The organism is Bradyrhizobium sp., assembly GCF_004799445.1.
Taxonomy (GTDB): domain Bacteria; phylum Pseudomonadota; class Alphaproteobacteria; order Rhizobiales; family Xanthobacteraceae; genus Bradyrhizobium.
Map to the genome: position 1 here is coordinate 1 of NZ_SSNA01000057.1, position 24,507 is coordinate 24,507.

Below are 24,507 nucleotides of genomic sequence, written 5' to 3' on the forward strand. Positions count from 1 at the left end.
TCACCAATGCCGGCACCATCGAGATCACCGGCACCGGCAGCATCGACAACGACATCTTCGGCAACGCCCAGCTGACGGTCGATTCCGGCCAGACCCTGACCCTGGACGGCACCACCATCACCGGCGGGGCCATCACCGACAGCGGCATCATCAAGGTCGACAGCGGCGACACGCTGAAGCTGAACGGCGCCACCATCAATGGCGGCACCATCACCGACAACGGCACCATCGACGTTACCGGCAACAGCTCGATCAACGGCACCACGGCCGGGTCACCGCCGGTGACCACCAATGCGCTCCTGAACAATGGCGCGGTGACGGTCGAGAGCGGCGTGACGCTGACGCTGGATAACGTCACGGTGACGGGAACGACCTTCACCGATACCTCCAGCGGCGCGATCTTGTCGGTGGATGCCACCGACACGCTGACGCTGTCGGGCGTCACCATCCACGGCGGCACCATCAATGACGGCACCGGCAACACCCTCGCGACCGCCGGCACGATCGAGATCAGCGGCTCCAGCACGATCAGTAGCGCCAACCTGAACCATGGCGGGGTGACGGTCGATGCGAACCAGACGCTAACGCTCGACAACGACACGGTGACGGGGACGACCTTCACCGATACCGCCAGCGGCGCGATCTTGTCGGTGGATGCCACCGACACGCTGACCCTGTCGGGTGTCACCATCGACGGCGGCACCATCAATGACGGCACCGGAACCACCCCCGCGACCGGCGGCACGATCGAGATCAGCGGTTCGAGCACCATCAGCGGCGCCAGCCTGAACCATGGCAGGGTGACGGTCGATGGCAACCAGACGCTGACGCTCGACAATGACACGGTAACCGGCGCCACCTTCACCGATACCTCCAGCGGCGCGATCTTGTCGGTGGATGCCACCGACACGCTGACCCTGTCGGGCGTCACCATCCACGGCGGTACCGTCAATGACGGCACCGGCACCACCCCCGCGACCGCCGGCACGATCGAGATCAGCGGCTCCAGCACGATCAGTAGCGCCAACCTGAACCATGGCGGGGTGACGGTCGATGCGAACCAGACGCTGACGCTCGACAACGACACGGTGACGGGGACGACCTTCACCGATACCGCCAGCGACGCCACCTTGTCGGTGGATGCCACCGACACGCTGAAGCTGAACGGCGTCACCATCAATGGCGGCACGATCACCGACAACGGCAGCATCGACGTCACGGCCAACAGCTCGATCAACGGCACCACCGCGGGGGCGCCACCGGTCACCACCAATGCCATCCTCAACAATGGCGCGGTGACGATCGAGAGCGGCGTGACGCTGGCGCTCGACAACGTCACGGTGAACGGGACCGTGTTTAATGACCTTGTCACCGGTGGCACCATCAAGATCGACAGCGGCGACACGCTGGCGTTCAACGGCGGCACCATCAATGGCGGCACGCTCGACGTTATCGGCGTGATGGATTCGACCGGCATCAGCGTCATCTCCGGTGCCACCATCGTCAACGTCGCCAATATTATTGTCGTCAGCGGCACGCTGACGATCGACCCCACGCCGGTCACCAATACCGGAACGATGGAGGTGAAGGGCGGCGCCACCCTGGTGCTGAGCGATGAAATCATCTCCAATACTGACGGCACCACGAAGGGCGTCATCCAGGTCGATGCCGATCCGGGCCACACCGCGACGCTTGATCTGGAGGGGTCCACGATCAGCGGCGGCACGCTCAAGATTTTCGGCGAACTGGATTCGACGGGCGACAGCTTCATCACAGGTGTGACGATCACCAATACCGGTACGATCGATGTCACCGGCGGCACACTGATCATCGACGCGACCAGCACCCTCGACAATACCGGCGGCACGCTGGAGACGAACGGCGGCAAACTGATCATCGACGCCGCGATCTCGGGCAACCTCGAGATCAAGGGCGGCGCGGTGCTTGAACTCGGCTCGGGTTTGGCAAACGCATATTCGCAGGCCACCGTCACGTTCGAACCGGGAGCGACAGGGACCCTGAAGCTCGACCATTCGGAGACGTTCAACGGGAAGGTTGTCGGCCTCGACGACAACACTATCGATCTCGTCGATATCGCTTACGGGTCGAACCCGACTGTCAGTTACGCGGGGGATGCCTCTGGTGGTACTCTTTCGGTCTTCGTAAACGGGGTTGACGTTTCCAACATCCATCTCACCGGCGACTATCTTGGTGTGCACTGGACCCTCAGCGATGACGGGTCCTTGCAGCACGGCACGGATTTGATGGAAGTCCCGGGCGCTGTCGCCGGGCTCGATCCCAGCGGCAATGCGATCCAGGGTGTCGCGTTGACGGCGTCGATCACGGATGGCGGCCAGACGGTCTCCGGCGCCAGCTATGACTGGCAGGTGTCGCACGACGGCGGCAAGACCTGGGTGAATGCCAACGGCACCAACGGCCTATCAAGCTACACGCCGGTCGAGGCCGACGAGGGCCAGTTGCTTCGGGTTGCCTTGTTTTTCACGGACGCCAGCGGCCAGCCGGAGACGAGTTTTGTGTCGGCGGGAGTGGTGCAGGAGAGCTTGGCCGACGACCTGGTGGCGACGCTCGACAGTCAGACTGCGAAGCAGGGCGTGACGATGCATGTCCTCGGGGTCAAGGACGGCGGCACCACCGTCACGACGGGTCTCAGCTATGCCTGGCAGGACTCCAGCGATAATGGTCTCACCTGGGTTACCGTTGGCACCCATTCCAGTTATACGCCGGGTGAATCCGACGAAGGCAAGCTGATGCAGCTTGTCGTGACCTATGCTGACGTATCGGGCAGCGAGAGCAGCACCTACAGCCTCGGCATGCCGAATGATCTGACCATGACGGTCGATAGTACGCACGCGCTGAAGGGGACAACGATCCACGTCACCGGGGTGAACGACGGCGGCACCAACCTATCGTCTGGTGTCAGTTATGCCTGGCAGGTTTCCAGTGACAATGGCCTGCACTGGACCACCGTCGGCACCAATTCCAGCTTTACGCCCATTGCGGCCGACGCTGGCGACTTGCTGCAGGTGACTGCTACCTATGCCGATTCGAATGAGCATGAGAGCGTCACCACTTCCCTTGGTACCGTCGCGACGAAGGTATGGTCGGGCGGCAGCCATGATTGGCAAACTGCGAGCCACTGGAGTCCTTCCGGTGCTCCTGTGTCCAGCGACTACGTCCTCGTCGACGCCAGCGGCAATTACACGGTCGCGATCAGCCAGGCCGCCGCCGCACATTCCCTGGTCGTGAACGACTCCGGGGCGACGGTCGAAATCACCGGCAGCAATACCCTCACCCTTGGCGGCGATCTGACCATCCAGGCAGGGAATCTCCTGGTCGATTCCGGTGGGGCGCTGAAAGATACCGCCGCGTCCGCGACGATTACCGGAACGTTCACCGATAACGGGACCATCGAAGCCGCCGGCGGCAAGCTGGAAATTGCAAGCGCTGTCAATTCCGGTAGCGGGTCGTTCAAGATCGACGCCGCAGCGACCCTTCGGTTCGATCATGCCGACGCGCGTAACGTGGCCTTTGCCGGCTCCGGCGAACTGATCCTCAAGGATCCCACCCATTTCACCGGAACCATTTCCGACAGCGGCGGCAGCATGACCGCCGCCGACATAGTGGACGTCGCGGGCTTCGATGCCAGCGCCACGGTAAGCTATTCCGGGACAACGTCGAGCGGCATCGTTACCATCAGCGAGGCGGGCCACACCAGCGTGCAGCTGAACGTGGGCGCCAATTCAGGCAACTGGAGCGCGCCCGTCACCGATGGCAACGGCGGAATTCTGATCCACGATCCGCCGGCTTCCACCAGCGACGCCCTGGGTGGCGTGGTCATGCAAGATCCCGGCCCGGCGGCGAGCAGCACGATTGTCGCGAGCGCGCCGAACCAGACGTTGAGCGGCCTTGCCGCCAGCGAAACCTTTGTTTTCAACTTCGCCGCAGTCGGCCAGGATACGGTGACGAATTTCCATCCGGCTACCGATACGCTGCAGTTCAGCGGCACGATTTTCGCGAACGCCCAGGCGGCCTTGAACGCCGCACAGGATGACGGCCACGGCAACACGGTGGTCGCGCTCGATGCCCACGACACCATCACCCTGAGCGGTGTTCTGAAGGCGCAACTGCAAGTCTCCGACTTCCACGTCGTCTAGGGCACGATCCGGACCCGGACGGCCGCGCGCCATCCGGCCCGTCCGCGTCTTCGAAACAACAAGAGACGTGATCAATCCCGCGCGTCGTGATATCGGAACAGCATGAAGCGGCTCAGGATGTTACGACGCTGGTTTGGGCGGAAGTTCGGCTATGCGAGGCTGTTGTGCCTTGCGCTGCTGATCGGCGTTGCCGCGTTGCGTGTCGCCGATTTTGCGCCGATCGAGGAGCTTCGTGTCAGGACCTTCGATACTTTCCAGCGCTTCGATCCCCGCGTGAAGACCGCTCGGCCTGTCACCATCATCGACATCGACGAAAAGAGCTTGGCGAAACTCGGCCAATGGCCTTGGCCGCGGACGCGGATCGCCGATCTCGTCGCCAATCTGGCCAAGCTCGGCGCCGTCGTGATCGCCTTCGACGTCATCTTCTCGGAACCCGACCGGCTCAATCCGGATACCGCGGCCGACACGTTTCGCAATCTGGATGAAGACACCAAGACCAAGTTGCGGGCGCTGCCGAGCAATGATCAGGTCCTTGCCGACGCGATGCGGCATTCGCGCGTGGTGCTGGGCGAATCCGGACTCTCCGAGGAGATAGCTGAATTCGATAAGACGCTACCAGTGACGGGGTTGGCGATGTTGGGCGGAGACCCCCAGCGCTTCATGTTCGACTTTCCAGGCCTGCTGCGCAACACGCAGGTTCTGGAGCAGGCGGCCGGCGGGCGCGGCCTGCTGACCATCAATCCCGAACGTGACGGCATTGTGCGGCGGGTGCCGATGATCATGCTGGCGCAGGGTGCGACGATGCCGTCATTGAGCTTCGAAATGCTGCGATTGGCGACGGGCACCGATACCATCTTCATCAAGTCGGATGCCGCGGGAATCAAGAGCGTAGCGGTCAAGGGGTTCGAGGTCCCAACCGACCGTAACGGCCAGCTTTGGGTGCATTTCGCGCGTTACGATCCCTCGCTCTACGTCCCGGCGGTTGACGTTCTGGAGGGACGCGTCGCGCCTGAAAAGATTGCACGCAAGCTGGTCCTGATCGGCACGTCCGCGGTGGGGCTTAATGACATCAAGACCACGCCGGTGTCCGCGGCGATGCCGGGCGTCGAAATCCATGCCCAGGTGCTCGAAGCCGCACTGACCAAGTCGCTGCTGTCGCAACCGGCTTACGGCCCTCTGCTCGAATTCGCTGCTGCGATAATTCTTGGAATCCTGGTGATCGCGTTCGCGCCGCTGTTCGGGCCGGTCACCCTTGTCGCCGTCGGTGCGCTGTTTGCAACCCTGCTGATCGGAGCGTCCTGGTATTCCTACACCCAGCACCGGCTGCTGATCGATTTCACCTATCCGCTGCTGTCGACCACGGTGATCTATCTCACCCTGATTTTCACCAGCTTCGTCAGGGAACAGGCGCAGCGGCGGCAGATCCGCTCCGCGTTCGGCCAGTATTTGTCGCCTGCCCTGGTCGAGCAACTGGCGCAGTCGCCGGAAAAGCTCAAGCTCGGCGGCGAAGAGCGCGAGATGACCATCATGTTCTCCGACGTCCGGGGCTTTACCACCATCTCGGAGTCCTACAAGAGCGATCCGCAAGGATTGACCGCGCTGATGAACCGGTTCCTGACGCCGCTGACCAACGCGATCCTGGCCCGAAAGGGCACCATCGACAAATATATGGGCGATGCCATCATGGCGTTCTGGAACGCGCCGCTCGACGACAAGGAGCATCAGATCAACGCCTGCGAAGCCGCGCTGGACATGCTGGAGCGGATCGACGTCCTCAACAAGGAGCGCGAGATCGAGTCGCAGAACGGCGGTCACAGTTTTATCCCGATCAATGTCGGGGTCGGCCTGAACACCGGGACCTGCGTGGTCGGCAACATGGGCTCCAATCTGCGCTTCGACTATTCGGTGCTTGGTGACAGCGTCAACCTGGCGTCGCGGCTGGAGGGACAATCCAAGGAATACGGCTTCCCGATCATCGTCGGCTCCAAGACCGCGCTCGCGGTCAAGGAAAAGTTCGCGATTCTCGAGCTCGATTTCATCATGGTCAAGGGCAAGAAGGAGCCGGAGGTCATCTACGCCATTGCCGGTCGCGAGGACACCGCCCAGTCCGGCCGCTTTCAGCGCCTGCGCAACCTCACCATCGAGATGCTCGCCTGCTATCGCGGCCGCGACTGGGAGGGCGCGCTTGCGGCGATCGAACGCGGCCGCCTGACCGACGACGCCAATACCCTGGAGCTGCTTTATGATTTATATGAAGCGCGGATTCTGGGCTACCGGAAGAACCCGCCGCCGGAAGACTGGAACGGTGCCTTTGCGCTGCTGACGAAATAGGGCGCTTCGCCCGAAATCGTCATCACCCGCGAATGCGGGTGATTCAGTATTCCAGAGCCGTAGTGACTTGGCCGAAACGCCGCTGCGTACTGGATAACTCCGCTGGAGCCTGTCATCGGGCTCGCCGGAGGCGAGACCCGGTGGCGGAGTATGACGGCTTGTGGGAGCGGATGGACCGCGTCCCGAAACACTAGCGTCCTCATTCCACGCCGATTGTGGTCAGGTCCTGGAACCAGTGCTGCGCCTGCACGAATTTCTTGATCCTGGGCGAGAGCGCGTGCGGGTTGGTGTCGTGCACCACCCATACCAGCACGGCGTCATCGACGATCAGCGCATGCGCCTGCGCGATCAAGTCGTCCTGCTTCTTGATGTCGAAGGTTTGCTTGGCTTCGCTGATCAAGGCATCGACCTTCGGGTTCTTGTAGCCGCCCCAGTTCACCCCGACCGGCGCCACCTGATCGGAGGCGAAGAAGCGCACGATCGCATAGAGCGGGTCCGAGGTCACGTAAGCGATATTATTGGCGGTGATGCCGGCATTCATTTCATCCGCCGCACCCTTGCGCCAGTGCGTGTAGAGCGTCTCGAGTTCGACCACCTTGAAGTCGATGTCGATGCCGATTTCCTTGAAGCTTTGCTGCAGGAATTCGTTCATCGGCAGCGACAGCATTTGGCCGGTGCCGCCTTGCGCGATGATGAACGTGGCCTTCAGCGGCTTTTCCTTCGAGTAGCCGGCCTCCTCGACGAGTTTTTTCGCGGTTGCAGGATCGTATTTGATATCGAAGGTCGGCTTGCCGAACCATGGGCTCGAGGGATCGACCTGGCCCTTGGCGGGCTTGGCAAGACCGTTCATCAGCCCGACCACGCCGTCGCGGTCGATCGCAAGATTGAGCGCCTTGCGCAGGCGGATGTCGGTCCAGGGCGAACCGGGCAGTACGCTGAGATGATAATTCCATACATGCGGAGTGATATTGTCGACGATCCGCATGCCCGCCGATTTCAGCTGCGGCACCGCGTCGGGCGCCGGCGTCTCGATCAGATCGACTTGTCCGGCCAGCAGCGCGTTGGTCCGGGTCAGCGCTTCCGGCATCGGAACCAGCACCAGCTTGTCGACTTGCGCGATCCGCTTCTTGTCCCAGTAATCCGGATTCTTCGACAGTTCAGCCAGTTCGCGCGGCACCAGTTTTGTCAATTTGAACGGTCCGGTGCCCGACGGCTGGCTTGCGAATTTGTCCCAGTCCTTGCCGAGCTTTTCGTACTGCGCGGGGCTCGAGATCAGGAACCAGAGCATCTGATACGGGAAGAACGAGTCGACGGTCTTGGTGGTGATCTCTATCGTCGAGTTGTCGATCTTGGCGTAGCTCGCAACCGAGGGCAGGCGGGTTTTCACCTGCGCGCTTTGGCGCTTGTCGAACTGCGGGGCCTTGTCATTGAGAACCTTGTCCAGGTTCCAGATCACCGCATCGGCATTGAAGTCGCTGCCGTCATGGAATTTGACGCCCTGGCGGAGCGTGAACCGCCATTTGGTCTTGTCCTTGTCGTCGACTTTCCACTCGGTGGCGAGGCCGGGCACCAGCTTGCCCGGCCGGTCCGACACGTCCATTTCCCAGGCGACCAGGGGATCGTAAATTGTGTAGGCCGTAAACTGATAGGCGCCCGCGCCGCGATCCGGCTGGCCCGTCGTCAGCGGAATATCCGCCATCGAAATACCGTATCGCACCACCGTCTCGGCTCGCGCTGAAATGGCTGGCAGGCTGATGCCGAGGGCGAGAGCCAAGGCCGCAAGAACGATCGAATTACGGGCGCGCATGAACTTGGCTCCATTGGAGAAATGCCGCGATGCAACTTGCAAGCAACCAGCAAGGTTGATGCCAGATTAGGCATCTGCCTCTCTTATTGATAGGCGCCCACAAAGAGTTGTGCGCCAATCACAATCAGGCGAAGGATTGCCACCATTGGCACAGCCGTTGCATAAGATTGCATAAGAAATAGCCATCGAGAAGGCCAGAGGGGATTGGTTGCAATGTGGAGCAAGAAATCTGGAAGCGGCCGGTCTGCGGCCTTGTTGCTGGCGTTTGCCGCGACGATAGCCCTGCCGCGGATCGCCGCCGCCGAGACGACGCTGCGCATCGGGATGACCGCGGCCGACATTCCGCGCACGCTGGGCCAGCCCGATCAGGGCTTCGAGGGCAACCGCTTCACCGGCCTCACCATCTATGACGCGCTGACGATGTGGGACCTGTCGTCCGCCGAGAAGGCCAGCGTGATGATCCCTGGGCTCGCGACCGAATGGGCGGTCGACGACGCCGACAAGAAGAAGTGGACGTTCAAGCTTCGCCCGGGCGTCAAATTCCATGATGGGTCGCCGTTCAATGCCGATGCCGTGGTCTGGAATGTCGAAAAGGTGCTCAAGCAGGATGCGCCCCAGTTCGATCCGAGCCAGGTCGGCGTCACCGCGTCGCGGATGCCGACGCTGGCCTCGGCCCGCAAGATCGACGACATGACGGTGGAATTGACCACCAAGGAGCCGGACAGCTTCCTGCCCATCAACCTCACCAATCTGTTCATGGCGAGCCCGGCGAAATGGCAGAAGCTGTTCGACGCGGCCAATGGCGCGGATGCCAAGGCGAAATCGCAAGCCGCCTGGGCCGCGTTCGCCAAGGACGCCTCGGGTACCGGCCCGTGGAAAATGTCGAGCTTCACGCCGCGCGAACGGCTCGAGCTTGTGAAGAACGAAAACTATTGGGACAAGGCGCGGGTTCCCAAGGTCGACAAGATGTTGCTGTTGCCGATGCCCGAGGCGAATGCGCGCACCGCGGCATTGCTCTCCGGCCAAGTCGACTGGATCGAAGCGCCGGCGCCGGATGCGGTCGCTGAAATCAAGCAACGCGGCTTTGTGATCTATTCCAACGAGGAGCCGCATGTCTGGCCGTGGCAGTTCTCGCGCATCGAAGGCTCGCCCTGGAACGACATCCGCGTTCGCAAGGCCGCCAATCTCTGCATCGATCGCGAAAGCCTGAGGGACGGTCTGCTCGCCGGCCTGATGGTGCCGGCAACCGGCACCTTCGAGCCGGGTCATCCCTGGCGGGGAAAGCCGACCTTCCAGATCAAATATGACAAGCCGGCTGCGCAGAAGCTGATGCAGGAGGCGGGGTTTGGTCCCAACAAGAAATTGACGGTCAAGATCCAGACGTCGGCGTCGGGATCGGGCCAGATGCTGCCACTGCCGATGAACGAGTATCTGCAGCAGGCGCTGGCCGAATGTTATTTCGACGTGCAGCTTGACGTCATCGAATGGAACACGCTGTTCACGAACTGGCGGCGCGGCGCCAAGGATGCTTCCGCCAACGGCGCCAATGCCACCAATGTGACCTATGCGGCGATGGATCCGTTCTTTGCCATGGTGCGCTTCCTGCAATCGTCGATGGCGCCGCCGGTGTCGAACAATTGGGGCTTTATCAACAATCCGAAGTTCGACGAACTGGTGACGAAGGCGCGCCAGACCTTCGATCCGGCCGCGCGCGACCAGGCGCTGGCCGAACTGCATGCGGCCTCCGTCGACGACGCGGCTTTTCTCTATGTCGCCCATGACGTGGCGCCCCGCGCCATGAGCCCGAAGGTCAAGGGGTTCGTGCAGCCGAAGAGCTGGTTTGTGGACTTCTCGCCGATCTCGATGACGCCGTGAGGATTTCGTCGTGTGATCTTCCCTCCCCCTTGCGGGGAGGGGTCGGGGGTGGGGGTCCACCCGGGCGGTCCCGATGACGCCACCCCCCTCCCTGACCCTCCCCCGCAAGGGGGGAGGGAAGGAGGCATGCTGCACTGCTACGCCCGCCCCATCGCGGCCGATAACTGAAGGTCATACGTGCTCATCTACATTATCAGGCGCATCGTCTATGTGATCCCCATCGTCCTCAGCGTGGCGCTGGTGTGCTTTCTCCTGGTGCACATCACGCCGGGCGATCCGCTGGTCGCGATCCTGCCGGCCGACGCGTCGCAGGAACTCGCCAATCAAATGCGCGTCGCCTACGGCTTCGATCGTCCGCTGCCGGTGCAGTTCGGGCTTTGGCTGTGGAAGGCGGTCAACGGTGATCTCGGTCATTCGATCGCGACCGGGCGACCGGTATTGACGGAAGTCATGCGCGCGGTCGGCAACACCGTGACATTGGCGATCGCGGCAGCGTTGATCGGGTTTACTCTTGGATTGTTCTTCGGCCTGATCGCCGGCTATTTCCGCGACACCTGGATCGACAAGGTTGCGACCTCGATCGCGATCGCCGGCGTCTCGGTGCCGCATTACTGGCTCGGGATGGTTCTGGTGATCATCTTCTCGGTGCAGCTTGGTTGGTTACCCGCCGTCGGCGCCGGTCCGGGTGGCTCCGGCGCCTGGGGATGGGACTGGGAACACATCCGCTATTTGATCCTGCCGGCGATCACCACATCGGTGATTCCCATGGGCATCGTCACCCGCACCGTGCGGGCGCTGACCGGCGATATCCTCAGTCAGGATTTCGTCGAGGCCCTGCGCGCCAAGGGGTTGCGCGAAACCGATGTTTTCCGCCACGTCATCAAGAACGCCGCACCGACGGCGATGGCCGTGATGGGACTCCAGTTGGGATACATGCTCGGCGGCTCTATCCTGATCGAGACCGTGTTTTCGTGGCCGGGATCGGGGCTGCTGCTCAATTCGGCGATTTTCCAGCGTGACCTGCCGCTATTGCAGGGCACGATCCTGGTGCTGGCACTTTTCTTCGTGTTTCTGAATCTGATGGTCGATATCGCGCAGGCCTCGATCGACCCGCGGATCAAGCGGAGCTGAACCGATGGGGATCTGCCGATGAGCGCGATAGCAGATGCGGCCCTCCAGGCGGCGCCCGCGAGCAAGGCGCGCGGCTACTGGGCGACGGTCGGACGGCGGATCGTGCGCGACAAGGTCAGCATGGTCTGCGCCTTTATTCTGGTCGCGATTTTTCTGTCGGCGCTCTGCGCGCCATGGCTCGGGCTTGCCGATCCCTATCAGGGCTCGATGATTCGCAGGCTGCGCCATATCGGCACCGCCGGCTATCCGCTCGGTACCGACGAACTCGGCCGCGACATGCTGGCGCGGCTGATCTATGGCGGACGGCTGTCGCTGGTCGTCGGTATCCTTCCGGTCATCCTTGCCTTTGGGATCGGGACATCGCTCGGTCTCGTCGCCGGTTATGTCGGAGGCAAGATCAACACCGCGATCATGCGCACGGTCGATGTATTCTACGCCTTTCCCTCGGTGCTGCTGGCGATCGCGATTTCCGGGGCGCTGGGCGCGGGTATCGTCAACTCCATCGTTTCGCTGACCATCGTCTTCGTCCCGCAGATCACCCGTGTGGCCGAGAGCGTCACGACCGGCGTGCGAAACATGGATTTCGTCGAGGCGGCGCGGGCCTCCGGCGCCGGTCCCTTCACCATCATGCGCGTGCACATGCTCGGCAACGTGTTGGGGCCGATTTTCGTCTACGCCACCGGCCTGATCTCGGTGTCGATGATCCTGGCCGCCGGATTGTCGTTCCTGGGCCTGGGGACAAAACCGCCGGAGCCGGAATGGGGCCTGATGCTCAATACGCTGCGGACCGCGATCTACATCAATCCATGGGTGGCCGCATTGCCCGGCGCCATGATTTTCGCGGTATCGATCTGCTTCAATTTGCTCAGCGACGGCATGCGCAGCGCCATGGACATCCGGAACTGATGCGATGAACCAGATCACCCCGTCGGTCGAACTGCTTGAACCGGTCGAGGATCGCGGTGGCGCCGCGCAGCCGCTGCTCCAGGTCACCGGATTGACCAAACACTTCCCGGTGCGCGGCGATCTGTTCAGCGCGCGCAAGACGGTGCGTGCGGTCGACGATGTCTCGTTCTCGATCGCCAAGGGCGAAACGGTTGGAATCGTCGGCGAATCCGGCTGCGGCAAGTCGACCACCGCGCGGCTGCTGATGCATCTGATGAAGCGCGACGCCGGCGAAATCATCTACGACGGCATGCAGGTCGGACACGCGCTGTCGCTGCGCGAGCTTCGCCGCTGCATGCAGATGGTGTTCCAGGACAGCTATGCCTCGCTCAATCCGCGACTGACGATCGAGGAATCGATCGCCTTCGGTCCCAAGGTCCACGGCATGGCGGACGCAGGCGCACGTGCGCTGGCGCGCGAACTGCTCGGCAAGGTGGGCTTGCGGCCGGAAAACTTCGCCAATCGCTATCCGCACGAGATTTCCGGCGGGCAGCGCCAGCGCGTCAATATTGCGCGCGCGCTGGCGCTGTCGCCGCGCCTGGTGATTCTCGACGAGGCGGTCTCGGCGCTGGACAAGTCGGTCGAGGCGCAGGTGCTCAACCTGTTGGCCGATCTCAAGCGCGAGTTCGGATTGACCTATCTCTTCATCAGCCACGATCTCAACGTCGTGCGCTACATTTCCGACCGCGTCTTGGTGATGTATCTCGGCGAAGTGGTCGAGCTCGGGCCGGTAGACCGGGTGTGGGATGCCCCGGCGCATCCCTATACGCGGGCGCTGCTGGCGGCGATGCCGTCGTCCGATCCCGATCAAAGGACCGAGACGCCGCCGATATCGGGCGATCCGCCCAATCCGATCGACCCGCCGTCCGGGTGCCGCTTTCATACCCGCTGCCCGTTCGCAGAGCCGCTCTGCGCCAAGGCCACACCTAAACTCACCGCGCTCGATAGAATGGGCCACCAGGCGGCCTGCCACATGGCAATACCGGGTTCAGGTCACAGCCTCGCGGCAGCAAAAGGAGAAAACTCCGCATGACAAGACCCACCGCCAAAGAGATCAAGGCGATCGCCGAAATTGCCGGCGTGCCGATCGATGCCGAAATCGCCGCACGCATTGCCAATTCGATTGGACCTGCGTTCGACGGCTTTGCCGCGGTCGCCGGCACGCTGCCGTTCGACCTCGAGCCTGCCACCTTCGTCAGCGTGCAGACCGCCAGGGCAGCCAGATGAGCACCGAGCCGGCATTGATGTCACTGACGTCGGTCGCGCACGCGATCGCCGACAAAACCGTCTCCTCGCGCGAGGTGACGCAATCCTGTCTCGACCGGATCGCGCGATGGCAGCCCCGTCTCAATGCCTTCATGGCGATCGAGGCGGAGGCCGCGCTGAAGGCCGCCGATGCCGCCGACACTGTGCTGGCGAAAGGCGCCCGCCACGGCGCGCTGCATGGCGTGCCGCTGGCGCACAAGGACATGTATTACGAGGCCGGCAAGGTCGTCACCTGCGGCTCCCGGATTCGCCGCGATTTTGTCGCCACGACCACTTCGACCGCGTTGCAGCGCCTGAAAGACGCCGGCACGATTCGCCTCGGCTCGCTGCAGATGGCCGAGTTCGCCTATGGGCCAACCGGTCACAATTCCCATTATGGTCCGGTGCATAATCCCTTCGCGCTCGATCGCATCACCGGCGGTTCGTCGTCGGGATCGGGGGCTGCGGTCGCCGCGAGACTGACGTTTGCGGCACTGGGCTCGGACACCGGCGGCTCGATCCGGATGCCGGCCCATTTCTGCGGCGTCACCGGGCTGAAGACGACCGTCGGCCGGGTAAGCCGCGCCGGCGCGATGCCGCTGTCGCAATCGCTCGACACCGTCGGACCTCTGGCGCGCAGCGCGCAGGATTGCGCGCTCCTGCTCGGCCTGATGGCGGGCGCGGATCCCGAAGATCCGACCGCGGTCGCGGGACCGCTGCCGGATTACATCGCCGCGACGACGGGATCGATCAAGGGCCTCACCGTCGGCGTGCCCACCGCGTTCTATGTCGACGACCTCGATGCCGAAGTCGCCGGCGTTCTGGATGCGACGATTGCGATGCTGAAGCGCGAGGGCGCCAACGTCGTTCAGGTCGAACTGCCGGACCAGCGCCAGCTCACCGCGGCGTCCCAGCTGGTTCTCGCCGTGGAAGCCGCCGCCTTCCACAAGCGCTGGATGATCGAGCGCCCGCAGGATTATGGCCCGCAGGTGCTGATGCGGCTGCAGAACGGGCTTGCTATACCCGGCGTGCTCTATCTCGAAGCGATGCGCTGGCGTGGGCCGGCGCTGGCTGCGCACCTCGCGGCGGTCGCCGACGTCGACGCCATGATCGCGCCGGTGTCGCCGATCGCCGCGCCCACGATCGCCGAGAGCGATGTCGGCAATGGTCCGGACGCGGAAGCCGTGATCCAGCGGCTGACGCGGTTTACCCGGCCGATCAATTATCTCGGCCTGCCGTCCCTGGCGATCCCGGCCGGTTTCACCCGCGGCGGTCTTCCCGTCGGCATGCAACTGGTCGGCCGCTCGTTCGATGAAGCGACGTTGCTGCGCATCGGCGCGGCTTTCCAGCGCGCCACCGATTTCCACGACAGGGCGCCGGCGTTCACATGACCCATCTCGTCGAAGTCAATGGCCTCAACATTCGCTTTTCCGGCGAGCGTACCGTTCATGCCGTGAACGATCTCAGTTTTTTCCTTGGCGAGGGCGAAGTGCTGGGCCTGCTCGGTGAGTCCGGCTCGGGCAAGAGCGTCACCTTGCGCGCGCTGATGCGGCTGTTGCCGAAGAAGCGGACGCAAATCGCAGGGACCGTCCGGGTGCTCGGGCGCGACGTGCTGGCGCTCGACGACGAGGAACTGTCGGCGTTCCGCGGCCAGACCGTTTCGATGATCTTCCAGGAGCCGGCACTCGCGCTCGATCCGGTCTACACCATCGGGGCGCAGATCGCGGAAACCGTGATGCGCCACGAAGGCAAGAGCCAGAGCGAGGCGCTGGCGCGCGCGCTGGAAATGCTGGAAGTGGTGCGCATTCCCTCCGCCAAACGCAGGCTGGACGCCTATCCGCACGAGATGTCGGGCGGCATGCGGCAACGGGCGATGATCGCGCTGGCGCTGGCGTGCAAGCCGAAGATACTGCTCGCGGACGAACCGACCACGGCGCTCGATGCCACCGTGCAGATCCAGATCCTGCTGTTGTTGCGCGAACTGCAGCGCGAGTTCGGCATGTCGGTCATCTTCGTGACCCACGATATCGGCGTCGCCATCGAAATCTGCGACCGCGTCGCCGTGATGTATGCCGGCCAGATCGTCGAGCAGGGCACGCTGCGCCAGATCGTGCGCTCGCCGGTGCATCCTTATGCGCGGGGATTATTGGCCTCTACCGTTCATGGCGCCAAGCGCGGCCAGCGGCTGGAGACCATACCGGGGACGCCGCCCTCGCTCGACAAGGCGCCGACCAGTTGTTCTTTCGCGCCCCGCTGCGGTTTCGCCGAAGCCCGCTGCCTCGAACAGCTACCGCCCAATGTGCCAATCGGGCCGGACCGAATGGCGCGGTGCATCCTGGCGGAACGCGGCGAAGTCGTCGCCGCCAGCTAAGCCGGACCCTGAGGCTTTCAAGCCGGATGCTGCAAAGCAGCGGTGCGGATGCGCGAGCAATCCCGGCAATTCGGAGTCGTCATGTCACGCAATTATGGTTAGGTTCGACAGCGGCGCTGTGGGGCGCGCGTGAACAAGGGGGGAATTTCCATGCAATTGTCCGATGAGGGCATTCTCGTTATTTTATTCGTCGGTCTTGTTGCCGGCTGGCTGGCCGGAAAGATCGTGCGCGGCGCCGGCTTTGGTATCATTGGCGATATTTGTATCGGTATTGTCGGCGCACTGATCGCCAGTTATCTGTTTCCGAAGCTTGGCATTGCCATCCCTGTCGGTCACCTTGTGCGCGAGATCATCTACTCGGCGATCGGTGCCATCCTGCTGCTGGTGATCGTGCGGCTGGTTCGAGGCGGCGGCCGATTCTGACGTTGCGGTAGAACATTCGGTTCGGCGCGATATTTTTTGAGATCCGGTGCTGGAAGCAAAGGGGGCCGTCCCGACGGACGGCCCCCTTCTATCCGACCGACGCTGTGGTCGCTTTACTCGATAACTTCGACAATCCGATGGGTGCGCGGATCAACCAGGACCGTACGGCCGTTCACGACCGTGTAACGATAATCCCGAACGCCGTATTCCGGCGGCACATCGTAATAGGAAACGCCTTCTTCCGGCAGCACTGCGCCGATTCGGACATCCTCACGATATTGATAGGAAGGGCGACGCTGTTCGACCACATAACTGCGAAAGCGCGGACGCTCGTCGACACCGAGAACCCCGCCTACACCGCCGACCACACCGCCAATGACCCCGCCGACCACGGCACCGATTGGACCGGCTGCCCGCTCACCGTCCCTCGAGCCGCGCTCAACTCCGCCGGGGACCCCCTGAGCGTGGGTCACGACGGGCAGGGCCATCGCCGTGGCAAGAACAGCAATTCCGAGAAAGCGGCGGATCATGATATCTCCTGAGCTATTGGGGAAGGTGGCCATACAAGTATTGGCGGCCGTTTAAGTTCCGTCTGCCGATGGCCGGGGTCCCCGGCATACGGCCCCGACGGAAGGCCGCTCGTGACCGAGCCACGGCGGCCTGCCGCGTTGCTTGATCGGCCCCGGCGGGGCAACCGGAGGGCGTTTTGCCCGGAATGTCCCCCGGAAGCGATGTCGCGGGGCCCCGTGGCGTTTAGGTTAATGACTTCAATGGACGCTGGCAGCAGGAATCGGTAATAATATTGTGGCACACCGATTTTTTGAATCGGGGCTGCGACCCCTCGTGAAGAGATCAGGATAGATGGCAACCGCGCCCGGTGTCCGGCGTTCCGAACTCGGCGATGCGTTGCGCGCCTGCCGCAATGCGTTCATCGGCGTCGGCGTCATGAGTTGCATGATCAACCTGCTCTATCTGACCGGGTCGCTGTTCATGCTCGAGGTCTACGACCGGGTGCTTCCGAGCCGGAGCGTCCCGACCCTTGTCGGCCTGATCATTCTCGCCTGCGGATTGTACATCGCCCAGGGCATTCTCGACCTGATCCGGGGACGAATCCTCGGCCGGATCGGAACCTCGCTGGATGAGGCCCTTAATGCCCGCGTATTCGATACCGTGGTGCGGCTGCCGCTGATCGTGGGCGGACGCAATGAGGGCCTCCAGCCACTGCGCGATCTGGACAATGTTCGCTCATTCCTCGGCAGCATGGGGCCGGGCGCATTCTTCGATCTGCCGTGGCTGCCGTTCTATCTGGCGATCTGTTTCGCCTTCCATGTCCTGATCGGCGTGACGGCGCTGGTAGGCGCGATGATCCTGGTGACCCTCACCGTCCTGACCGAGTTCCTGTCGCGCACGCCAGCGCGTGAGGCCATGGGTCTGGCGGCGCGTCGCAACGATCTGGCCGCCACCAGCCGGCGAAACGCGGAAGTGCTGGTCGCGATGGGAATGGCCGGGCGCCTCAACAAGCGCTGGAGCCAGGCCAACCAGCATTATCTCGAGGGCAACCAGCGCGCCAGCGACGTCGCCGGAGGTCTCGGCGCCGCCGCCAAGGTGATGCGGATGATGCTGCAATCGGCGGTGCTCGCCGTCGGCGCCTATCTGGTGATCCATCAGGAGGCGACCGCCGGCATCATCATCGCGGGATCGATCCTGAGCGCGCGGGCGCTGGCGCCGGTCGATCTGGCGATCGCGCACTGGAAGGGTTTTGTTGCCGCGCGCCAGAGCTGGCACCGCCTCAACCGGCTGCTCGAATCCTTGCCCGCCCGCGCCGTGCCGACCTTGCTGCAAAACCCATCGAGCCGCCTCTCGGTCGAGGCGGTCAGCATCGTCCCGCCCGGTGATCAGAGGGTCATCGTCCAGGACGTCACGTTCACGCTTTCCGCCGGAAGCGGCCTCGGCGTCATCGGGCCGAGCGGATCCGGCAAGTCCTCGCTGGTGCGCGCGCTGGTCGGGGTCTGGCTGCCGGCGCGCGGAAAAGTGCGGCTCGATGGCGCAGCACTCGATCAGTGGTCGTCGGATGTGCTCGGCCGCCACATCGGCTATCTGCCGCAGGACGTCGAATTGTTCGCGGGCTCGGTCGCGCAGAATATCTGCCGTTTTGATCCCGAAGCCACTTCACAGAGCATTATCGCGGCCGCCAAGGAAGCCGGCGTCCATGAAATGATCATCAAGATGCGCGACGGCTACGACACCCAGATCGGCGAGCAGGGCACCTCGCTTTCCGCCGGTCAGGCGCAGCGCGTGGCACTGGCGAGGGCGCTCTATGGCGACCCCTTCCTGATCGTTCTCGACGAGCCGAATTCCAATCTCGATACCGAAGGCGACGAGGCGTTGACGCGGGCCGTCCGCGCGGCGCGCGAGCGCGGCGCCATCGTGGTGGTGGTGGCGCACCGGCCGATCGGGATCGAGGCGGTCGATCAGCTTCTGGTCCTGAAGGACGGCCGCATGCAGGCCTTCGGGCCGAAGGAAACCGTGCTGGGGCAGGTGTTGCAGCAGCGGGTCGCGCCGCCTTCTCCAATCAAGATCGTCTCCGAAGGCGGAGTTGCCAAATCATGATGGGCAGCGAGATGCAGGGCGCGCGCCAGTCGATCCGGCTGCATTTGATCATCGGGCTGGCCGTGGTCGTCGTGCTTGCCGGCGGGCTTGGCGGCTGGGCATCGACGGCGCAAATCTCCGGCGCGCTGATTGCGCCGGGATCGGTCGTGGTCGAATCCAATGTCAAGAAGGTGCAGCATCCGACCGGCGGCGTCGTCGGCGAAGTGCTCGCCCGAGACGGTGATCTCGTCAAGGCCGGCGACGTGGTGGTGCGGCTCGACGACACCGTCACCAAGGCGAGTCTCGCGATCGTCACCAAGAACCTCGATGGCCTGTGGGCGCGGGCCGCAAGGCTGGAGGCCGAACAGCGCGGCCTCGACAAGATTCAGTTTCCCAAGATGCTGCTCGACCGCGCCAATGACCCTGACGTCAGGAACGTCATGGCGAGCGAGACCAAGTTGTTCGACGTGCGCGTCAACGGCCGGATCGGGCAAAAGGCACAATTGCGCGAACGCGTCACCCAGCTCAACGAGGAGATCGCCGGCCTCACCGCGCAGGAGAAAGCAAAAGACCAGGAAAACGCGCTGGTGGAGAAGGAGCTGGTCGGGGTTCGCGATCTCTACGACAAGCATCTGGTGCAAATGACGCGGCTCACCACGCTCGAACGCGATGCTGCGCGGCTGGCCGGCGAGCGGGCGCAATACATCGCGTCGAAGGCGCAGGCCAAGGGCAAGATCACCGAAACCGAACTGCAGATCATCCAGGTCGACAAGGATCTGGTCAGCGACGTTTCCAAGGATCTGCGCGAGACCAACGACAAGATCGGCGAATTCGTCGAGCGCAAGGTCACGGCGGAAGACCAGTTGCGGCGGACCGACATCCGCGCCCCGCAGAACGGCATGGTGTTGCAATCCACGGTGCACACCGTGGGCGGAGTGATCACGGCCGGCGACGCCATCATGATGATCGTTCCGCAGAGTGACGATCTTCAGGTCGAAGCCAAGGTCAATCCGCAGGATATCGACAAGCTGCAGATCGGCCAGAAGACCTTGCTGCGGCTGTCGGCGTTCAACCAGCGCACCACGCCGGAATTGAACGGGGTCGTCACCCGCGTTTCGCCCGACGTCACCACCGATCAGCGCACCGGGCAATCCTATTACACGATCCGTGTCTCGATGCCCCCGCAAGAGGTCGCCCGTCTCGGCGACGTCAAATTGATCCCGGGCATGCCGGTGGAGGCCTTTGTGCAGACCGGCGAACGCACCCTGCTGTCCTACCTGATCAAGCCGCTGAGCGATCAGCTGATGCGCGCTTTCAGGGAGAAGTGATGGGCGTCGTTATCCTGGCGCCGGAGTTTATCGTCATCAGATCTGAGGATTGAATTCGTCATTGCGAGCGTAGCGAAGCAATCCATCGAACGGATATCACCGCTTCTGGATTGCTTCGTCGCTTTGCTCCTCGCAATAACGAGTTGTTACCGCGATAAATTCTGCAGCAGCAGATTGAGCGCCGTCGCCGCGAACACGTGCATGTTGCCGAGCCGGTCAGCGCTGCCGGTCTCAAGCGTCATCGCGGATGCCACTTCGCCCGCCACCGCCATGCAGCTGTGGCCGGCGGCGTCGCCGTAGCGGTTGCCGGTCGGCCCCGTCGCGCCGGTCTCCGACAGGCCCCAATCGGTCGAGAAGCGGTGGCGGATCTGGTTCGCGAGCAATTTGGCGTAGGGCTCCGACGCCGACCGGATTCCCTGCTTCGCCTCATCCGGAATGTCCGCGAGGAGCCGCCGCGCATCGCGCGTGTAGACCACCGCGGAGCCCAGGAAATAAGCGGACGCGCCGGGCACCGCGAGCAGGCTAGCGGAGATGAGGCCGCCGGTCGAGGATTCGGCGACCGCGATGGTCTGTTTGCGCGCGACCAATTTGACGGCGACTTTCTCGGCGATCGCCACGAGATCCTTCATTGGCTCTCAACTCCTGCGCAGGATTCGTTTCAGCAGCGGCTTCTGGTCCTGCTTGTCGGCAAGCGAGTGGTAGACCACGCGGATGAAGTTCTTGCTGGCGAGCTCGGTCGGCGCCCACTTCGCGTCGAGATCGGCGAACGGTTTTGCCGCCACCACGTCGTCCTCGCTCTTGCCGTCCTTGACCAGCTTCGCCATGCGGTCGCGCGCGGTGACCAGCATCGCGCGGTATTCCGTCAGCACGGCTTTGTCGGCGAGCGGGCCATGACCCGGAACGATTCGGGTCTTGGCATTGGTCAGCTTGAGATAGGCGTCGGCCGCCGCGATCATCCCCTTGATGTTGCCGCCATTGGCGAAATCGATGTTGGGATAGCGGCCGTTGGTGAAGGTATCGCCGGTCGACAGCACGTTGGCGGTCTTGAACCAGACATAGGTGTCGCCGTCGGTATGGGCATGCTCGATATGCTTGAGGTCGGCGACGCGGCCCCGGAGCCTGATATGAAGAGCCCCGCTATAGGTCTTCGACGGCAGCGCGGCCGGCGCCGCAGGGGGCGTCTTGACGCCGGTGAGGCCGTTGGTGGTCCCGGCCGCGAGCCTGTTCTTGACGTTGACCTCGGAGACGGTCGTGGCGCCGTCCCTGCCGAAGGGCTCGTTGCCGCCGACATGGTCGCCGTGAAAATGCGTGTTGATCAGATATTTGATCGGCTGGTTCGAGACCGTGGCAATGGCGGCCTTGATCTTGTCATGCAGGGCTGCGTACTGGCCGTCGACCATGATGATCCCGTCCTTTGCGACCGCCACCGTGATGTTTCCGCCCTGACCCTCCAGCATATACATGTTGTCGCCGAGGTCGGTGGTCCTGATCTCTACCTTGGAGAAATCGGGAGGCGCTGGCGGCGTCGCCGCTGCAGGTTGCTGCGCGAGCGCCGTGCCGGCCAAGAGCAAGGTGGTTGCGGCAACAGCTATTCCGGTCCGAAGCATGAAACTCTCCCTGGCGCTGCGGTCGAAGCCTTTCTAGCATACGATTGCTGCGTTTGCCGCATCCGGGAATGACGGCGTTGGCTTAAATCAGGTGTGCCCCATCATCCGCCGCTCCCTCGCGTAGCGCACCAGTGCGACATAGCGGTAGAGGCCGTGCACGAACTTGCCATAAGGCATCGTGATGAACAGCGCGAACACCACGCCGAGATGCAGCGCCAGCAAGGGCCCCATCGCCGCGGTGTCGCGCCACAGTAGCAGCGCGATGCCGGTAAGACTGGTCAGAAACAGCATGACGATGAACGCGACATCCATGCCGGTGCGCCTTTCGTCGACCAGCACCGGATCGCGCTTGAATTTCTCAGCCAGCAACCCCGCGGGCCCGATCAGGAGCCCGATGCCGCCGAGCGTGCCGAGGATCACCGGTAGGTCCCACCATGGGTAAGGCGCTTCGCGCCCAAGAAAATAATGATACAGCGTCGCCACCGAAGTGGCCGCGAAGCACAGCAGGAAGCCGTAGAATGTCAGGTGATGATAGATCTTGCGGTGATCGGTGGGGCGCTCATCCTCGTTGAAGCAGCCGACGCCGCCGCCGTCGAGATAGCGCAATTGCCCGGCGTCTTTCATCGCCTGCCAGAGCGAACCTGGCTCGATCCGCATGCCGATCGGCTCGCCGATATCGCGCCAGAAGGCGCGCACGCCCATCGTCAGTGCTACGATCGCATAGAGAAAGGCCGCGCCGAACAGCGCGACAAGCGCGTTGTGCGGCATCAGCGCATAGAACGCGCCCGGACCGGTGTGGACGCCGACCAGCACCTGGCGGTCGGTCATAGCTGCAAAGCCGAAAATGAACGCGGCGACGCTCAAGGCAGCGATGATGCTGATGGCAATACCGTTGCGCGCGAACAGACCTGAGAAGGCGCGCGGCCAGGCATAGACGGCCCAGGATTCGGCGCGGGCAACGGCCAGCGTCTTCGGCACATTGACGTTGAATTCATGCGGCGGCGAGAACTGACAGTCGGTGTAACAAGCCCCGCAGGCGTGGCACAGATTGGCAAGATAATTGAGGTCGCCGTCGGAAAACGAGCGACGCATTTCCATCGCCGGAAATACCGCGCACAGCCCCTCGCAGTAGCGGCAGGAATTGCAGACCGTCATCAGGCGGTCGGCTTCCTCCAAGATCCTGGTTCCGTGCATGCTGCGCTGTTTTCTCTTTGCTTGGTGCGTTTCCTGACGCGAACCGGGATCCACTTCGCCCGAAAACGTTATGGCTACTTCGTCAGGCCTTTGCCTTCCAGCCATTTCTGGATCAGGGCGGCGACCTCGGCGCTGTTCTTGTCCATCATGATCATGTGCGAATTGCCCTTGATGCCGGCCTGCGGCAGGTCGACGACATCGACGCTGCCGCCGGCGGCCTTGATGCTTTCCGCAAACGCGACGCCGGTGGCGCGCATCTTGGGCCAGCGCGAATCGCGCTCGATGTAATCGCCGTAGATGATCAACGTCGGAATGTTCTTCAGCGCATCCACGCGGGTGGGATCGCCGACGCCGGCCGGCTCGACCGCGATCAGCGCCTTGACCTTGTCGGGCCGCGCCTGCGCGACCTTGAAGCCAAAACTGCCGGCCTGGCTGTGAAACAGGATGATGCAGGGGCCGACGCGATCGATTTCGGCGATATAGGCCGCGACCGTCGCATCATCATTGGTGGTCCAGCGCGGCACGTTCTGCTTGACGAAATTCTCGTAGCCTTCGTTGGGAAACTGGTTGCCCGGCATCAGCTTTCGCTTGGCAGGGTCGGGATCGTAGGAGTTCGGGCCGTCGCCGATGCGAAAGCGCAGAAACGGATTGGCGGTGGTCAGGAACACCGGCGCGCTCTTGAAGATGTCGGGATATTGCGCCCAGCCGGCGCGGCCGCGCTCGACGGCGTCGGAGCTGTAGACGCTCCAGCCCTTGCGCAGGAAATAGTTGAGCCAGTCTTCGCGGCCGTCAGGTGTGGTTTCCCAGGTGACGCCGGTCAGTCCGCCGCCATGCCACATCAGCAGCGGATAGGCGCCGTGTTCGCTGGCCGGCAGGAAATATTGCACATACATCTGCTCGACTTGGTAGGTGCCGTTGGGATCGACCTTGGCCGGCACGCCGCCCGGCGTGAACACGACTTCTCTGACCGGCTTGCCGCTGATTTCGACCAGGCGTCCGCCGACATGGAACGAGCCCATGTCGCGCAGGGCGATCGGTTCGGCGGCTTGCGCCGATGTCGCAGCCATCAGAGCGGCCGCAGCCGCGGCAATCGTAAGGCGTGACATGGCTCCTCCCCGTCGTTGCAGGCGCGGGTTAATTCCGCGCATTCTTCGCCGCCTCCCGGCCGGCGATCCGCCCGAACACGCTGCCGATGGTCATTCCGATGCCGGCGGCATAGCCCTTGCCGAGCACATTGCCGGCCATGATCTCGCCGGCCGCGAACATGTTGGCGGCGGGCTTGCCGTTCTTCATCAGCATGCGCGTCTGCTTGTTCACGCGGGTGCCGAGATAGGTGAAGGTGATGCCGGGCCGTACCGGATAAGCCAAATAAGGTGCCGTCTCGATCTTCCGCGCCCAATGGGTTTTCGGCGGCGTCAGTCCTTCGGTGCGGCAATCGTCGAGGATGGTGTGATCGAAGGTGCCCGGCCGCACCGCGGCGTTGAAG

19 protein-coding genes are annotated in these 24,507 nt (G+C 63.2%); 12 read left to right on the forward strand and 7 right to left on the reverse strand.

Annotated features, from left to right (window positions below):
• Positions 1–4,175, forward strand: a 4,175-nt coding sequence (locus E8A46_RS06985) for a hypothetical protein (RefSeq protein WP_291559061.1), incomplete at its 5' end; no start/stop codon positions are given.
• A 102-nt stretch (positions 4,176–4,277) separates the two neighbouring features.
• Positions 4,278–6,506 carry a CHASE2 domain-containing protein gene (locus E8A46_RS06990; protein ID WP_291559062.1) on the forward strand — a complete coding sequence of 743 codons (2,229 nt, stop codon included), beginning with the start codon at positions 4,278–4,280 and terminating at the stop codon, positions 6,504–6,506.
• A 199-nt stretch (positions 6,507–6,705) separates the two neighbouring features.
• Here E8A46_RS06990 and E8A46_RS06995 read toward each other — a convergent pair whose 3' ends face one another.
• Positions 6,706–8,313 carry an ABC transporter substrate-binding protein gene (locus E8A46_RS06995; RefSeq protein WP_291559063.1) on the reverse strand — a complete coding sequence of 536 codons (1,608 nt, stop codon included), beginning with the start codon at positions 8,311–8,313 and terminating at the stop codon, positions 6,706–6,708.
• A gap of 213 nt (positions 8,314–8,526) precedes the next feature.
• Here E8A46_RS06995 and E8A46_RS07000 point away from each other — a divergent pair, with 213 nt between their 5' ends.
• The 8 genes from E8A46_RS07000 to E8A46_RS07035 all read left to right on the forward strand — a co-directional run bounded on the left by E8A46_RS07000 (position 8,527) and on the right by E8A46_RS07035 (position 16,303).
• Positions 8,527–10,188 carry an ABC transporter substrate-binding protein gene (locus tag E8A46_RS07000; RefSeq protein WP_291559064.1) on the forward strand — a complete coding sequence of 554 codons (1,662 nt, stop codon included), beginning with the start codon at positions 8,527–8,529 and terminating at the stop codon, positions 10,186–10,188.
• 177 nt (positions 10,189–10,365) lie between these two features.
• On the forward strand, positions 10,366–11,319 hold the full coding sequence (locus tag E8A46_RS07005; protein ID WP_291559065.1) for an ABC transporter permease: 954 nt from the start codon (positions 10,366–10,368) through the stop codon (positions 11,317–11,319).
• Between the two features lie 18 nt (positions 11,320–11,337).
• A complete protein-coding gene (locus E8A46_RS07010; RefSeq protein WP_291559066.1) occupies positions 11,338–12,225 on the forward strand; it encodes an ABC transporter permease in 888 nt (295 codons plus the stop codon).
• 4 nt (positions 12,226–12,229) lie between these two features.
• A complete protein-coding gene (locus E8A46_RS07015) occupies positions 12,230–13,297 on the forward strand; it encodes an ABC transporter ATP-binding protein (RefSeq protein WP_291559067.1) in 1,068 nt (355 codons plus the stop codon).
• Positions 13,294–13,491, forward strand: coding sequence for a hypothetical protein (locus E8A46_RS07020; protein ID WP_291559068.1), 198 nt, complete (start codon positions 13,294–13,296; stop codon positions 13,489–13,491). Before E8A46_RS07015 ends, E8A46_RS07020 begins: the two co-directional genes overlap by 4 nt.
• Complete coding sequence (locus E8A46_RS07025; RefSeq protein ID WP_291559069.1) at positions 13,488–14,900, forward strand: amidase; 1,413 nt, start codon at positions 13,488–13,490, stop codon at positions 14,898–14,900. The genes E8A46_RS07020 and E8A46_RS07025 overlap by 4 nt, the downstream gene beginning before the upstream one ends.
• Positions 14,897–15,880, forward strand: coding sequence for an ABC transporter ATP-binding protein (locus E8A46_RS07030; protein WP_291559070.1), 984 nt, complete (start codon positions 14,897–14,899; stop codon positions 15,878–15,880). The genes E8A46_RS07025 and E8A46_RS07030 overlap by 4 nt, the downstream gene beginning before the upstream one ends.
• 150 nt (positions 15,881–16,030) lie before the next feature.
• Positions 16,031–16,303, forward strand: a complete 273-nt coding sequence (locus E8A46_RS07035; RefSeq protein ID WP_291559071.1) for a GlsB/YeaQ/YmgE family stress response membrane protein — start codon at positions 16,031–16,033, stop codon at positions 16,301–16,303.
• A 113-nt stretch (positions 16,304–16,416) separates the two neighbouring features.
• On the opposite strand, the gene E8A46_RS07040 is transcribed toward E8A46_RS07035, so the two are convergent.
• Positions 16,417–16,833, reverse strand: coding sequence for a DUF1236 domain-containing protein (locus E8A46_RS07040; RefSeq protein WP_291559072.1), 417 nt, complete (start codon positions 16,831–16,833; stop codon positions 16,417–16,419).
• A 331-nt stretch (positions 16,834–17,164) separates the two neighbouring features.
• Here E8A46_RS07040 and E8A46_RS07045 point away from each other — a divergent pair, with 331 nt between their 5' ends.
• Entirely contained in the window at positions 17,165–18,913 is a 1,749-nt protein-coding gene (locus tag E8A46_RS07045) for a type I secretion system permease/ATPase (RefSeq protein WP_291559073.1), read from the forward strand.
• Complete coding sequence (locus tag E8A46_RS07050; protein WP_291559074.1) at positions 18,910–20,220, forward strand: HlyD family type I secretion periplasmic adaptor subunit; 1,311 nt, start codon at positions 18,910–18,912, stop codon at positions 20,218–20,220. Before E8A46_RS07045 ends, E8A46_RS07050 begins: the two co-directional genes overlap by 4 nt.
• A gap of 146 nt (positions 20,221–20,366) precedes the next feature.
• Here the strand turns inward: E8A46_RS07050 and E8A46_RS07055 are convergent, their stop codons facing one another.
• The 5 genes from E8A46_RS07055 to E8A46_RS07075 form a co-directional block, all read right to left on the reverse strand.
• The gene (locus E8A46_RS07055) at positions 20,367–20,849 is read right to left on the reverse strand and encodes a CinA family protein (RefSeq protein WP_291559075.1); all 483 of its coding nucleotides are present in this window, start codon (positions 20,847–20,849) and stop codon (positions 20,367–20,369) included.
• A 6-nt stretch (positions 20,850–20,855) separates the two neighbouring features.
• Entirely contained in the window at positions 20,856–21,827 is a 972-nt protein-coding gene (locus E8A46_RS07060; protein ID WP_291559076.1) for an MBL fold metallo-hydrolase, read from the reverse strand.
• Between the two features lie 87 nt (positions 21,828–21,914).
• Positions 21,915–23,021 (reverse strand): tricarballylate utilization 4Fe-4S protein TcuB, encoded by a 1,107-nt coding sequence (gene tcuB, locus E8A46_RS07065; protein WP_291559077.1) that lies wholly within the window; start codon positions 23,019–23,021, stop codon positions 21,915–21,917.
• Between the two features lie 74 nt (positions 23,022–23,095).
• Complete coding sequence (locus E8A46_RS07070; RefSeq protein ID WP_291559078.1) at positions 23,096–24,127, reverse strand: esterase; 1,032 nt, start codon at positions 24,125–24,127, stop codon at positions 23,096–23,098.
• Between the two features lie 28 nt (positions 24,128–24,155).
• On the reverse strand, positions 24,156–24,507 hold a 352-nt coding region (locus E8A46_RS07075), incomplete at its 5' end, for an FAD-binding protein (protein WP_291559079.1).

Excerpts from the sequence above, each read along its gene's own strand:
- E8A46_RS07045 (WP_291559073.1), top strand. The coding sequence starts at position 17,165 with ATGGCAACCGCGCCCGGTGTCCGGCGTTCCGAACTCGGCGATGCGTTG.
- E8A46_RS06995 (WP_291559063.1), bottom strand. The coding sequence starts at position 8,313 with ATGCGCGCCCGTAATTCGATCGTTCTTGCGGCCTTGGCTCTCGCCCTC.
- E8A46_RS07035 (WP_291559071.1), top strand. The coding sequence starts at position 16,031 with ATGCAATTGTCCGATGAGGGCATTCTCGTTATTTTATTCGTCGGTCTT.
- E8A46_RS07060 (WP_291559076.1), bottom strand. The coding sequence starts at position 21,827 with ATGCTTCGGACCGGAATAGCTGTTGCCGCAACCACCTTGCTCTTGGCC.
- E8A46_RS07040 (WP_291559072.1), bottom strand. The coding sequence starts at position 16,833 with ATGATCCGCCGCTTTCTCGGAATTGCTGTTCTTGCCACGGCGATGGCC.
- E8A46_RS06990 (WP_291559062.1), top strand. The coding sequence starts at position 4,278 with ATGAAGCGGCTCAGGATGTTACGACGCTGGTTTGGGCGGAAGTTCGGC.
- E8A46_RS07070 (WP_291559078.1), bottom strand. The coding sequence starts at position 24,127 with ATGTCACGCCTTACGATTGCCGCGGCTGCGGCCGCTCTGATGGCTGCG.
- E8A46_RS07015 (WP_291559067.1), top strand. The coding sequence starts at position 12,230 with ATGAACCAGATCACCCCGTCGGTCGAACTGCTTGAACCGGTCGAGGAT.
- E8A46_RS07025 (WP_291559069.1), top strand. The coding sequence starts at position 13,488 with ATGAGCACCGAGCCGGCATTGATGTCACTGACGTCGGTCGCGCACGCG.
- E8A46_RS07050 (WP_291559074.1), top strand. The coding sequence starts at position 18,910 with ATGATGGGCAGCGAGATGCAGGGCGCGCGCCAGTCGATCCGGCTGCAT.
- tcuB (WP_291559077.1), bottom strand. The coding sequence starts at position 23,021 with ATGCACGGAACCAGGATCTTGGAGGAAGCCGACCGCCTGATGACGGTC.
- E8A46_RS07020 (WP_291559068.1), top strand. The coding sequence starts at position 13,294 with ATGACAAGACCCACCGCCAAAGAGATCAAGGCGATCGCCGAAATTGCC.
- E8A46_RS07030 (WP_291559070.1), top strand. The coding sequence starts at position 14,897 with ATGACCCATCTCGTCGAAGTCAATGGCCTCAACATTCGCTTTTCCGGC.
- E8A46_RS07055 (WP_291559075.1), bottom strand. The coding sequence starts at position 20,849 with ATGAAGGATCTCGTGGCGATCGCCGAGAAAGTCGCCGTCAAATTGGTC.
- E8A46_RS07010 (WP_291559066.1), top strand. The coding sequence starts at position 11,338 with ATGAGCGCGATAGCAGATGCGGCCCTCCAGGCGGCGCCCGCGAGCAAG.
- E8A46_RS07000 (WP_291559064.1), top strand. The coding sequence starts at position 8,527 with ATGTGGAGCAAGAAATCTGGAAGCGGCCGGTCTGCGGCCTTGTTGCTG.